Annotated in this window: 10 protein-coding genes; 5 read left to right on the forward strand and 5 right to left on the reverse strand. The window is 60.1% G+C overall.

What is annotated here, in order from left to right:
- From M1E04_RS11470 to M1E04_RS11485, 4 genes are read right to left on the reverse strand one after another with little or no spacing between them, the layout of a single operon-like run.
- Entirely contained in the window at window positions 1-1,704 is a 1,704-nt protein-coding gene (locus M1E04_RS11470; RefSeq protein WP_456293009.1) for a thiamine pyrophosphate-binding protein, read from the reverse strand.
- On the reverse strand, window positions 1,701-2,894 hold the full coding sequence (locus M1E04_RS11475) for an enolase C-terminal domain-like protein (RefSeq protein WP_456293010.1): 1,194 nt from the start codon (window positions 2,892-2,894) through the stop codon (window positions 1,701-1,703). Before M1E04_RS11475 ends, M1E04_RS11470 begins: the two co-directional genes overlap by 4 nt.
- Window positions 2,881-3,759: an alpha/beta hydrolase gene (locus tag M1E04_RS11480; RefSeq protein ID WP_456293011.1), complete on the reverse strand. Its 879-nt coding sequence runs from the start codon at window positions 3,757-3,759 to the stop codon at window positions 2,881-2,883. Before M1E04_RS11480 ends, M1E04_RS11475 begins: the two co-directional genes overlap by 14 nt.
- Window positions 3,760-3,774: 15 nt before the next feature.
- The gene (locus M1E04_RS11485) at window positions 3,775-5,430 is read right to left on the reverse strand and encodes a GH3 family domain-containing protein (RefSeq protein WP_456293012.1); all 1,656 of its coding nucleotides are present in this window, start codon (window positions 5,428-5,430) and stop codon (window positions 3,775-3,777) included.
- A 314-nt stretch (window positions 5,431-5,744) separates the two neighbouring features.
- On the opposite strand from M1E04_RS11485, the gene M1E04_RS11490 reads away from it, so the two are divergent.
- Genes M1E04_RS11490 through M1E04_RS11510 form a run of 5 tightly spaced genes read left to right on the forward strand, consistent with a single transcriptional unit; the run spans window position 5,745 to window position 10,632 of the window.
- Window positions 5,745-6,731, forward strand: coding sequence for an aldo/keto reductase (locus M1E04_RS11490; protein WP_192130469.1), 987 nt, complete (start codon window positions 5,745-5,747; stop codon window positions 6,729-6,731).
- Between the two features lie 21 nt (window positions 6,732-6,752).
- A complete protein-coding gene (locus M1E04_RS11495; protein ID WP_456293013.1) occupies window positions 6,753-7,928 on the forward strand; it encodes a hypothetical protein in 1,176 nt (391 codons plus the stop codon).
- Between the two features lie 9 nt (window positions 7,929-7,937).
- Window positions 7,938-9,317, forward strand: coding sequence for an MFS transporter (locus M1E04_RS11500; protein ID WP_192130471.1), 1,380 nt, complete (start codon window positions 7,938-7,940; stop codon window positions 9,315-9,317).
- Between the two features lie 40 nt (window positions 9,318-9,357).
- Window positions 9,358-10,188 (forward strand): phytanoyl-CoA dioxygenase family protein, encoded by an 831-nt coding sequence (locus M1E04_RS11505; protein ID WP_192130472.1) that lies wholly within the window; start codon window positions 9,358-9,360, stop codon window positions 10,186-10,188.
- A 60-nt stretch (window positions 10,189-10,248) separates the two neighbouring features.
- Complete coding sequence (locus M1E04_RS11510; protein ID WP_192130473.1) at window positions 10,249-10,632, forward strand: 5-carboxymethyl-2-hydroxymuconate Delta-isomerase; 384 nt, start codon at window positions 10,249-10,251, stop codon at window positions 10,630-10,632.
- Between the two features lie 663 nt (window positions 10,633-11,295).
- On the opposite strand, the gene M1E04_RS11515 is transcribed toward M1E04_RS11510, so the two are convergent.
- Window positions 11,296-12,210, reverse strand: coding sequence for a LysR family transcriptional regulator (locus tag M1E04_RS11515; RefSeq protein ID WP_456293014.1), 915 nt, complete (start codon window positions 12,208-12,210; stop codon window positions 11,296-11,298).
- Window positions 12,211-12,320 lie beyond the last annotated feature (110 nt).

The raw sequence follows: 12,320 nt of genomic DNA on the forward strand, positions 1-12,320 counted from the left end.
CTAAAGCGTCTTGATTTCAAGCAGGGCGGGTTTGCCGTGAGTTTCCATATAGGCCAGGCACTCCACGATCTTTTCCTGGATGGCCTCCGGAGTGTCGGCACTGCCCGGGCAATACAGGTCAAAAGTTTTGGCCAGCGCGACGAAATCCACCTCGTTGTCATGGAAACTGGTACCCAGGCCGGAGAGGTCACTGGGTCGCTGACGCAAATCGGCGATGCGTTCAGCGTGCTGTTTGGAGTTGAGGTAGAGGCGGTTGTTGATGACCAGTACCAGCAGCGGAATGTCATAGGCTGACAGGGTCCATAACGCGCTGGGTGTATAGAGCAGGTCGCCATCCGATTGCAGGTTGACGCACAGATTGCCGCTGCCTTTATGGGCGAGGGCTGCGCCAATAGCGGCGCCCAGCCCATAACCCAGGCCGGCCCCGCCGCTCATGCCGATGTAGGCCGCACTGCGCTCGATGGGCCAGAGTTGGCGAACCAGCGTGTCGATGGTCACGCTGCCGGTATTGGTCAGCACCCAGGGGTGGTGGCCGATGGCTTCATGAATGGCGACCAGCGCCTGGGCAATTGTCAGTCCGTCGGCGGGCTGATTGACCTGTGCCAGCAGCGCCTGACCACGTGCCTGCTTGTGTGCAGTGATGCGCTGGATGCGTTCGGCAGCCCCGGTCTGCCCGGGAGATTCAGCCACAGCCTGGGCAATGCGCGTGATCGACGCGGCGACGTTGGCATGCAGCGACAGGTCTGCACTGATCAGTTTCTGGCTGTCGGCCACCCAACTGCTGATCAGCAGGGAGTGGGTGCCCAGGGTCGCGATGTACAGCCCGGGGTGCGGCGCCACGCCAGAATTGGCCAGCAGGCCATAGAGGTCCTGGACTTCCAGCGCCAGCAGAAAATCGCACCCGTGCATGACCTCGGCGTCGTGGTCCTGGAACACCAGCGGATGGGTATTGGGCACGTTGTAGCGGCCATTGCGCGTAATGATCGCTGCACCCACGGCGGTGGCGATCCCCAGCAACTGCTCGGCCTGATCATCGGTCAGTCCGGCGTAATCAATGGCAATGACAGGGCGTTGCGCGGCCGTCAGCCGGTCGATCAATTCGGCCAGTTGCTGACCGTCCAACGCCGGTAAGCGCTCCTTGCGCACCGGGCCTGCGGGTAGAGAAAACCCGTCCGCCAGAGTCTCCTCCTGAACCGCGCTGTCGATGGCGATATAGCAGGGGGCATAGGGTTCGGCGGCACAGAGTTTCAGCGCGCGCTGGACCGATTCGAGGGTGGCGACCTGAGAAATCGGCATGTCCGTCCACTTGGTGTAGCCCGAGAGCAGTTTATCGATGCCTTGAGAGGTGTGTATCCAGTCGATCCAGGGACGACGCAGCGCAGCGTCGAGCGGGCCATTGCCGCCCAGAACCAGCAGCGGAACCCGGTCGCACCAGGCATTGAAAATGGCCATGCTCGCGTGCTGTAAACCAATGTTGGCATGCACCAGCACCACCATGTGCTTGCCGCTGGCCTTGTAATATCCGTGGGCCATTGCCACGGAGATTTCCTCGTGGCAGCACATCAGGATGGCCGGGACTGCGGGGTCCGGGTGATGCACAAGGGAGTCATGAATGCCGCGAAACGAGGCGCCGGGGTTGAAGCAAACGTACTCAATGTCCTGACTGATCAGCAGGTCGACAAGCAAATCGGAAAAATACTTCATCGCGCACGCTCCATGTGAAGGGGATTGTTGAGAGGTGAGGCATCATCGGTTGCACAGTGAAAGGGCAATACGTGCGGGGTCAGCGCGCAACCGAGGCCATGTTGCGTGGGTACGGGCAAGTGAATGGCGTTTTGCTGTCGATCAATCACCGGCATGGGCTCCATCATGGTGACGTCAAAGAACCGGTCATGCTGGCCTGCCTCCACACCCAGGAACCCGTCGTAAACCGACAGCAGAGCACGATGCGCGGCGATCAACGGCCCCACCTCGGCAACCTGAACGCCCAGGTAAACCGGGAGGCCCCAGCGAAAACATTGCTCGATCATCTTCGCCGTGGCGAGTAAGCCGCCGCATTTGGCGATGCGCAGGTTCACCGCATCCAGCGCCTCGCATTGCCAGGCCCGCTCAAGGGTGGAGGGTGAGGTGACCGATTCGTCGAGCATGATCGCAACGTTATGCGTGAGGCGGGCCCGCCGGTATTCCTCCAGGCTGCCCTGGGGCAGCGGCTCCTCGAATAGCGCCACATCCAGTTCACGAAACTGCGCAGCGCTGCTGTGCAACTGTTCCGGCGACCAGCTCATGTTCGGGTCGACATATAACGCCAGCGTCGGCTCCAGCGTGCTGATGGCTTCCAGGCGTTGACGATTGGCGTGCGGGTCGCTGGCGAGCTTGAGCTTGAGCGAGTGCCGGGGTTTGCGTTGCTCGAGGAATGCCTGAACCGGCTGTGACAGGTCGAGCACTTGGGTGATGTTGACCGCGGCGGGCAGGGTGCGGTGCGCCGGGGCGTCTGGCCCGATGACGCGCTGCAGGTATGCGGACAACGGCAGTTGCGCCTGTCGGGCCAGGCTATCCAGCGCTGCCATTTCCACCAGACACCGTGTGTTGTTGCCCACGCCGCCCTCGGGTAAGGACGATAGGCCCTGCTCATAAAGCGTGCGCCCGCGATCAACCGGGTCCTCGCTGGCCAATGCTCGCGCCAGAGTGTCGAAGTCAATGCTGCGCAGCTCACCGAGTACTGACTCGCAAGTTTCGCCCGTCACGTAACGGCGCGGTGCGCACTCGCCGATCCCGGTGTAGGGGCCACGTGCCCAGCGCAGTAGAACGCTATCGGAGGTTTGCCGTCGGTGAGCGCCGTGAATGAACGGGCTGGCCATGGGCTGGCGGACAAGGAAGACCTCAGGCCGCGTCATAAGCAAGGCGTCCGTTGGCTTTGACGAAGTCGGCGGTGAACTGCACGATCTGACCCATGGCAGCGGTGAAGAACAGATAGTGCTTGTCCTGGTTGACCAGCAAGGTTGAGCCGTTGGTGCACAGGCGCTGGAAATGCCGTACAGAGGCGTTCACATTCACCAGAGGGTCTTTGTCGCCGCAAATGAACAGGCTGGGTGCATCAATCGGCTGGGCATCGGCAGCCAGATAAATCTTCTCCAGTGCCAGCAGTTTTTTGCGTTCGCGATGCTGCAGGTGAGTGGTGGCCAGGGTGTCGTTGCGGATGAACTCGATCAGGTGCGGGTTGGCCGTGAAGTCTTCGGCATTCAGGCCCGCGTGCCACAGGCTCTGCCTGTCGTCCAGGTCGATGTCCGCGCGCTCATGCTCGCTCAGGCGGTCATGCATCTTGCCCAGCCATGCCGAGCAGATGACGAGGTTGTCGTAGGGGAGCTCGCCGTAAGCGCAGCTCGCAATGGCTGCCAGCACCGACCCGCCCAGGCAATGCCCGAAGAGCGATAACGGAATATCGTCGGGCACTTCGCGGCGAATGTGATCAATGGCTGCCCGCGCGTCCTCGTGCAGCGTGCGAACGTCCGGGAACTGATGTTTCTGCCCGCTGCTGATGCCGCAGCCTTCTCGGTCCAGTGCATAGAACGCAATGCCCAGATTGGCAAACGCGTTGCCCACCGACCACAGCCAGCCGGCGTGGCTTTGCAGCCCATGGAAATACAGGATGGCACCCTGCGGCCGTTGAGGACGCCACGCGTGCAAGGCGATCCTGCGCCCTGCCTGCGCCATGTAATGAACTTCTCGGGCGATGATGTGCTGAAAAAGATGCATGTTCATGAATGCCTCTCAAGGTCAGAAATGCTGGATGCCCAGCAGGGACAGGTCCGGTTGGAACGGCTTGTACTTGATCTGAAGCGTTTTCCGGGCTGCCTTCTGCTGCTCGATGGCCATGGAGATGGCATTGCCAGGAACGGTGATGACCTTGATTTGCCCCAGCCGCTTGCTGGTGCGTTTGGACTCATACTCGATGTTGATCGCCTGCAGATGGCGGTCCAGTAATTGGCTCAGAGTCTCCGACTCGCCGCAGAGCGAGCCTGCTGCCTCGATGGCGACGGCGTAGTAGGGCGTTTCGCGCCAGACCGGGGCGCATAAATACAGCCCGGCATTGGGGATCCCGCACATCTGTACGGCTTCATGCAATTGGGTTTCGGTGATTTTCTCGCCGGTGAAGGAATGCATGACACCGTTGCGCCGGCTGAAACTGATGCGGGGCACGCCATGGTAGTAACCATGCACGCGATAGATATCCCCGGTGTACAACCGGACCATTCCGTTGGCCTGCCACATCACCAGGTGGTATTCGTCCCCTTCCTTTAACTGGTCGAGCGCAACGGTTTCCGGCTGTAGGCGGTCGCGGATCAGCGCGTCCATGTCGACTGAAGCGGGGATGAACTCGAAGAAAGCCTGATCGACCGCCAGCGGCTGGCTGTCCTGATCGTCGTCTACTGGCAGGGTCACCACGCCTTCGGTCCCGCATGACATGAAGGGCAGCACCTTCGCCTGACCCATGATCCGCTCCAACTGCGGTTTGTAGAGCTTGGCCGAGGCGGCCGTCCAGCAACTGAAGCGCTCGAGGCCGGGCCACACATCGGTCAGCGAAACGCTGTCAGATGCCAGCACTTGTTCCAGCCTGCGAGCCGCCACAGGGTCGGCCGGGCGCAGATGGCTGCCGGTACACGCGCCGTTATGCACGTCGCGCAGCAGGCGCTCGCGGTTTTCCAGCAGGCAGTGGTGCAAGGAGAGCAGGGTGCTGGGGTTGATGGAGGTGAGCAGCCTTACATCCTGGCCCAGCGTCCATAAAAGCCGCGCATACATCTTCTGCTCATGGCTGGCATCCAGCGTCGGGCTGAACCAGGGGGCGTCGTACCAGGGAGGGTTCCAGTCCCCGCTGCCGACCTGCGGATGTCGGTTGCTGATGGCTTGGTAGGGCAGCCCCTCGACGTATTCGGTACTCGGATCGCGAACGGTCTGCGTATCCATCGTGGCCCACGGATTGGCGTGCAGGGCGGGGTAGTCGTCGGCGAAGAACCCCCACATCGCCTGGATGGCGGGTACCCGGTATTGATGGATCCAATGCAGCGTATAGGGAATGCGCTTCGAATCGCCGGTGGTTCCGCTGGTTTTGAGCCACCGCACCACCGGGCTGCAACTGAGTATTCCGCCTTTTTGCTGGCCTTCTCGTATCAGGATTTCCTTGAACCCGTCATAGGTCATGACCGGAATATTGGTGCGAGTGATCCTGCCGTTGGAGTGACTTACCTGAAAGCCGTTCTCTTTCCAGAACAGCGACTTGTGGCACACATGAACGACGTCCTCCAGCACGTGCTCTTGTGCTCTGAGAGGGTTGTCGAGCCTTTCCAGATAGTTCGCCCGTGCCTGAGCGCATTCCGCTTTGAAGCCTGGCACCCTGCGCTGCCACCGGTCGATCCAAGAGTCCATCTTGCCCATGCGTTCGTCCTCGATCTCGTGGATGGAAAGAGAGACTGATATGTCTCTGTTGACAGTATTTAGCGGTTCGAATTTTATGTGTCAAGGTGTTTCCAGTTATTGGATCCAGTGAATTGGTTCTGAAAGGCGTTCGTGGCCAGCATCTCGAAACGTGTGTAAGTCACTGAAAAAATGGCTAATAAAAGTAGGATGGGTAGCATCACGTCCGCCTGTTCCCGATCATCAAAACAAAATAAATTGCAACAAAGTGTTGACGGGAGGGCGCGAATTTGAAAATTATGTAGAACGACTAGTATCACAAGGAGGGCGATTCCATGGTTTCCAAGATCACGCTGGGCACGCAGGGTTTACGCGTAGGCCGTATAGGATTGGGCTGCATGGGAATGAGCCAGTGGTATGGCGCGACGGATGACACCGAGTCGGTGCGCACACTGCACCGTGCGCTGGAACTGGGAGTGGACTTCTTCGATTCCGCCGAAGCCTATGGGCCTTTCACCAATGAGCGGCTGTTGCAACGCGCGTTTGCCGGGCGGCGAGAGGAGGTGGTAATCGCGACGAAGTTCGGTTTCCGCATCGTCGACGACCAGATCGTCGGTGTGGACAGCTCAACGCGCAATCTGCAAAAAGTCGTCGATGAGTCGCTCCAGCGGCTGGGCACGGATTACATCGACGTGCTGTATCAGCATCGGCTAGACCCATCGATACCGATTGAGGACGTGGTGGGCGCGATGGGGCGGTTTGTCGAGCAGGGCAAGGTGAAATACCTGGGCCTTTGCGAAGTGGGCAAGCGCACCATCGAGCGTGCCCATGCGACTCATCCGATCTCGGTGATTCAGGGTGAATACTCGCTCTGGGAGCGCAACGTCGAGGAGGAGATCCTGCCGCTGCTGGAAAACCTGGGCATTGGCTACGTAGCGTTTTGCCCCTTGGGCCGTGGCTTTTTGACCGGCAAAGCTGCCAGCGCTACACATTACGATGCCAGCGATTTCCGTCAGCAGGACCCGCGTTTTCGAGAAGAGAATTTCGCCGCCAATACCTTTCTGACCGATTCGATTCAGGCGCTGGCTGGGTCTTGGTCGATGACCCCCGCGCAGCTCGCGCTCGCCTGGCTGCTGACTCGTAGCCCGCACATGGCGGTAATCCCCGGCACCAAGCGCGTCAGTTACCTGGAGGAAAACGTTGCCGCCGATGCCGTCGAGCTGACCGGCGAGCAATTGCAGGCGGTGGAGACATTGCTGGGGCAGTGGGCTGTCGCCGGTGCGCGATATGAACAGCGAATGATGCAGTTCATCGACCGATAGGCACTGCCAGGGAGGCCGGGTATGCAACCGTATCGCTTGCTGGATGAAACCGAACAGCGTTTTCATCAGAACTTTTTGCACCGCAATGGCAACACCCAAGTGACCTCATTGCTGACGGTGCCCGGTTGTGTCAGCGCTGTGCAAGCACGCAAGGCGTTTGCACAACTGATCGCCGACTACCCGTTTCTGCGCCAGAAAATCGTCCCCATCAGCAGTCAACGATATGGCTTCGTGCAGGTTGAAGACCACGTGCACGCAACATTCTGTGCAACGCAACCACCGTTGTGCGCCGACGCATTGCTCAAGCTTGAGCTGAACTGTTTGCTGGGCGACCAGGAGGGCTGGCGCGCATTGGTCGTTCCTGATCCTGCGGTCACCAGGACGCATATTCTCCTGACACGTAACCATGCCATTTCGGATGGCTACAGCACCGCCAGGCTGGTCAACAGCCTGACCCTCTATCTCGGCTCGACGCCGTCCGGCGCCGATGACTTGCAGCCGGGCGCTTTTCATCTGCGCCTGCATCATTGGCGTGAGTCCCCCATTGAGACGGGCAAGGCCAGCTACGCCGATTTCCTGCGCTTGCAGGTCAGTGCTGACGCCGCGCAGCGCATCGGCCAACTGCGCGAGACATCGGGTTTCACGAGCAATGCTATCTGGGGTGGGGTATTTGCCTACAGCTACCTGCGGCACACCGGCGTGCCCGCGCTGGATTTGTTTACGGCGTATTCCCTGCGTGATCCGAGCGGCCACGCCGAGCCTTTGAGCAAGGCCTGCCTGATCGACGTGCGCAAGGCTACGTTCAGCGCCGAACCCCTCGATTTGATGGGGTGCATCGAGCGCTACGGGTGGGTGGTTAGCCAGGACAAGGCTCAGCTCCGTGCAAAGGTGGCGACCCCGGTGCGCCACGTCGACGTAGCAGACAATCCGACGCGGCCAGCGCTGGCATTCACTAACACCGGGCTGCTGGACCGCTTTCTGACGCCCCCGACCGGCCGCGTCCTGGGGTTCTCCACCCTCGTCAACCGTTCCGGCGGCAACTATGAGTTCGTCCTGCACCTGGGCAGGTTCAACGGCACGTGGCACGCAGCGCTTGCCTTCAGTTCCCTGAAGGTCCATCGCGCGGCGGCATGCGCCTTCAAATCGCAGATCGAGGCGGCGCTTTGCGCATTGCCCGCGGCATTCAATCTTCCATGAGGCGTTGACATGAATAACTCCGGCAATAAAAAACTCACGCTGCTCGCCACGTGCCTGGGCTTCGTCGTGGTGCTGCTCGATGTGAGCGTGGTGAACGTGGCGCTGGAAAGCTTCAAGACCGAGTTCGCCACGGATGTACTGCAACTGCAGTGGATCGTGAACGCTTACACCTTGCTGTTCGCCTCGTTTCTGCTCACGGGCGGCGCACTCGGTGATCGGTTTGGCCACAAAAAAGTGTTTTTGTCGGGGTATGCGGTGTTCACCCTGGCCTCACTGGGCTGTGGCGTGGCGAACACGTTACCTATGCTGATAGGTTTCCGCGCGCTGCAAGGCATCGGTGCCGCATTGCTGGTGCCGACGTCGCTGGCGCTGGTACGTCTGGCCTACGACGTCCCCGCCGAGCGCAGCAAAGCAATTGCGCTCTGGGCCGGTGTTGCAGGGATCGCCCTGGCCGCCGGGCCGGTGGTGGGCGGTCTGCTGATCGGCATGTTCGGCTGGCGCAGCATCTTTTTCATCAACCTGCCCATCGGACTGATCGGGATTGTGTTGTGCCTGGCCAACGCGCCCACTATTGCCGCCAACCACAAAGGCGGGTTCGACCTCTGGGGACAACTGCTGGCGCTGTTCACTCTCGCTAACCTGACGTACGCGGTGATCGAACTGGGCCGGGCGCGCGGTGTTGACGAGCGCGTTATCGTTCACGCCCTGTGCTTTGTGGCCGGGGTGATCGGGTTTATCTGGGTGGAGTCGCGCTCGGCACGTCCCATGGTGCCGCTTTCGGTCTTCAGCAATCCCGCATTCAGCCTGGCCTCGATCCTGGGGGTGATTGTGAACTTCGTGTTCTACGGGTTGATTTTCGTTTTCAGTATTTTTCTGCAGCAGGTCAACCACTACACGGTGATCAACACCGGTCTGGCCTTCCTTCCGATGACAGGCGTGCTGTTTTTCGGCAATCAGCTCGCAGCCCGGTGGCTGCCCAAATTGGGTGAACGGCGCCTGCTCGCGCTGGGCCTGGCCATTGCATTGCTGGGGGTCGTCTCTTTGTTGCCCTTCGTAGGGGGCGCGCCCTACGCGGATATCGCGTTGCAGATGTTCATTATCGGCTTCGGCATATCGCTGACGGTTCCCACGCTCACCGCGACGGCCGTCAACCACGTCAGCGGTGACAAATCCGGAGTTGCCTCGGCCCTCGTCAACGCCTCGCGCCAGGTCGGTGGTCTGGTGGGCGTGGCGGTCTTCAGTCTGATGATCAACGTGGCCGACGCCTCACAGTTCGGCCACGGATTCGCCCAGGTTATCGCCTTGTCCTCGCTGCTGTTGGCGACGGGCTGGGTGTTGACGCTCCTGTTGCTGCGCAAGCAACCATTGGCCGTGCAATCGGCGACCTGAAGCAGTGCTCGATAACCCCTGAAAGCTATGGAGAGTGAACATGCAAGCAGTCATGAATACTGAGTCAAATCCAGGCTATGCGCCGGTCCAGCTAAGCGCCCAGCAAGTTCTGGATTTCCGGGCGAATGGATGGATGAAGCTTGAAAACGTGATCTCGGCTGAAACGGTGCAGATGCTGCTGACGGAAGCCAAGACAAGGATGGGTGAGGTTGCACGCACCGTTGACCGCAACGACCCGGGCAAGCAGATCGAGAATGCCTACCGCTGGTATGCGCGCTGGGATGAAGTATCAAGCACCTGTCCGCAGATCAAGGCCCTCAGTCATTCCCCTCAGTTGGCCAGCATTGCGTCACAGCTGGTGGGGGAGGAGGTGCGTTTCTATTCGGATCACGTATTCGCCAAGAACCCTGAATCGGAAGCGGGGGGCGATACCCCCTGGCACCAGGACTTTCCTCATCACCCGCTGGACCGCCAGGGCGCGTTGAACATCTGGATCGCGCTGGTCGATCTCACCCCTGAGATGGGCACCATGCAGTTTCTCAACCGCAGCCATCGGGCGGGGATGCTCGGCCGGTACTTCAACCGCAGCGACGATGTGACGCTGATCGACGAGCATCCGTGGGTGCTGGATGAATTTGAAATGTCGCCGCCCATCTCCCTTAAAGCGGGTGATGCCACGGTGCATGACATGAACGTCATTCACGCCGCCCCCGCCAACAGCTCGAACACGCCGCGCTGGGTGTATTCGACCCTCTGGCTGCCTGTTTCGGCGCGCTACACCGGGGCGTCCAATCACCGAACCGACCCCCTCGGACTGACGCTCGACATGCCCATGGAACATCCTAAGTTCCCCGTCATTCCAACCCGCTGAAACGCACCTCGCCGGCCGGCAATTGCCGGTCGGCGTTCGGTTGCACTTGAGGAGCTGAACATGCCACAGGTTTATCTGGAATATTCCGCGGGAATTGGCGAGGACGTCGATTTCAAGGGTGCCTGCCAACGGCTTCATAATGCCCTCGTCGAGGCATCCGGCCTGCGGCTGGACTTGGTCAAGACGCGCCTCATTCGATACGACGGCTACTTCATCGGCAATTGCGATGAGCGCCAGGAGTTCATACACCTGAACGTCTCGACGGTGTCCGGCAAGGCCGGAGATGATGAAAAACGGCATGCGATCAGCAGTGCGCTGCTCGCCGTACTCGCCGACGTCTTCGAGCCGTTGATGCAGCAGCACAAGGTTGATCTGTCCGTACAGATCACTGAAGTACCGGCCAGTGGTTACGTGCGCAAGCGATCAGCGACGCTGGCGCCGTGATCCGGTGCGCGTAAGCAGCCATTCAGTGGTGTGTGGAAGTTGCCGTCGGCGCACTGAGCCCGCGCATCAGCGTGTCAGGCGGTTTACGCCCCATCAAGACGCATCCTTTATGCGGGAGATTTCAAGCTCAAACCAGTTTTTTTCCAAATCGCCAGTGGCTGCCAGGAAGGAAGACTCTTGACGTTGATCAGGAAGGGGGGGGGATCGAAAAAACCGCTACCCCTTGGCACTTCCAGTTTTAGGCGATAAATCGGCATCGATTCAAAAAAGTTGTGAAGCTGCAAATGCTGTTGGCCCTTCCCTTTTTGCCAAGTTAGTGAACGCCTGAAAGGAGTTTCCATATTTAAAAGAGGACCGTGCTGCCCCTGATTGTCGAGCCAATCTGCATCGATAAGATCAAATGCAAGCAGCAGATGTTTTACGATTCATCGGCCTCAATATGATCAAGTCGGGCATAGTCCCGCTGCAGATTATGCTCTCTAGGGTGCTCGTTACGAGGGAAGGGGGCATGATAAAGGGGCTCATCGGAGGACTGGAGCGAAGAGTACCGAATCAACGTCAACATTTGCGCCTCTGCACGTCTAATATTTTCACATGACTGGATAGCTACCATGAGCTGTTCTACCTGTTTCCCCCGTTCCAGCTGAGTTGTTTACTACGCGCCTAGAGACTATCCGGATCCCCAAAAAACATCTGAATCCGCGACCGCAACCATCTCTCCCCCGGGTCATTGTCCTGCGACCCGCGCCAGGCCATGTGCAGCTCGAACGTCCGCGACTCGATCGGCAACTCTTCCGAGCGCACACCCCCTGCAGCCGTCAACACGGTGGCCGCGTAGTCCGGCACAGTCGCTACAATGTCGGTCCCGGCAATCAGCGTGGCCAGTCCGTTGAACTGCGGAACCGCCAGCACGACGTGGCGTTTGCGGCCGATTTTTTCCAGGTGTTCGTCGATGAAACCGCCCAGGTCGCCGGCAAACGACACCAGTGCGTGGGGGCGGGCGCAGAAGTCGTCCAGGGTGATCGGCCCTGGCATGGTGTCGGCGCGCAGCAGTTTGGGTTTGCTGCGGCGCAGCACTTTGCGCTTGGCGTTGGCGGGGAGGTCGTCGGTGTAGCTGACGCCGATGGAGATTTCGCCGGAGGACAGCAGTGCGGGCATCAGGATGTAGTTGGTGCGACGCACCACCAGCACGATGCCCGGGGCCTCCGAGCGCAGGCGCTTGAGCAGTGAGGGGAGTAGGGCGAACTCGACTTCATCGGACAGGCCGATGCGGAACACGGCGGTGCTGGTGGCCGGGTCGAAGTCGGCGGCGCGGCTGACGGCAGTGGAAATGGAGTCCAGGGCAGGGGACAGCAGGCCAAAGATCTCGATGGCCCGCGCGGTGGGTTCCATGCTGCGGCCGGTGCGCACGAACAGCGGATCGTCGAACAGCCCGCGCAACCGCGACAACGCCGCACTGATCGCCGGCTGACCGAGGAACAGCTTCTCGGCCGCGCGGGTGACGCTGCGTTCATGCATCAGTGTTTCGAAAACGATGAGCAGATTGAGGTCGACGCGACGCAGGTCGTTGCGATTCATGACGGGGGTCTCGGGGACATTGGGTCGATACAGGTTCAAAACAGCAGCGGCGGCCCAGACGCACGCCACGTGTTCAACTCAGGCAGGGATATTACGGGTAAATACCGGTT

This window comes from Pseudomonas sp. AK106 (genome assembly GCF_053903055.1).

Bases quoted from the DNA above. Each gene is read 5' to 3' on its own strand.
- M1E04_RS11505 (WP_192130472.1), top strand. From the start codon at position 9,358: ATGCAAGCAGTCATGAATACTGAGTCAAATCCAGGCTATGCGCCGGTC.
- M1E04_RS11480 (WP_456293011.1), bottom strand. From the start codon at position 3,759: ATGAACATGCATCTTTTTCAGCACATCATCGCCCGAGAAGTTCATTAC.
- M1E04_RS11470 (WP_456293009.1), bottom strand. From the start codon at position 1,704: ATGAAGTATTTTTCCGATTTGCTTGTCGACCTGCTGATCAGTCAGGAC.
- M1E04_RS11500 (WP_192130471.1), top strand. From the start codon at position 7,938: ATGAATAACTCCGGCAATAAAAAACTCACGCTGCTCGCCACGTGCCTG.
- M1E04_RS11510 (WP_192130473.1), top strand. From the start codon at position 10,249: ATGCCACAGGTTTATCTGGAATATTCCGCGGGAATTGGCGAGGACGTC.
- M1E04_RS11490 (WP_192130469.1), top strand. From the start codon at position 5,745: ATGGTTTCCAAGATCACGCTGGGCACGCAGGGTTTACGCGTAGGCCGT.
- M1E04_RS11485 (WP_456293012.1), bottom strand. From the start codon at position 5,430: ATGGGCAAGATGGACTCTTGGATCGACCGGTGGCAGCGCAGGGTGCCA.
- M1E04_RS11515 (WP_456293014.1), bottom strand. From the start codon at position 12,210: ATGAATCGCAACGACCTGCGTCGCGTCGACCTCAATCTGCTCATCGTT.
- M1E04_RS11475 (WP_456293010.1), bottom strand. From the start codon at position 2,894: ATGACGCGGCCTGAGGTCTTCCTTGTCCGCCAGCCCATGGCCAGCCCG.
- M1E04_RS11495 (WP_456293013.1), top strand. From the start codon at position 6,753: ATGCAACCGTATCGCTTGCTGGATGAAACCGAACAGCGTTTTCATCAG.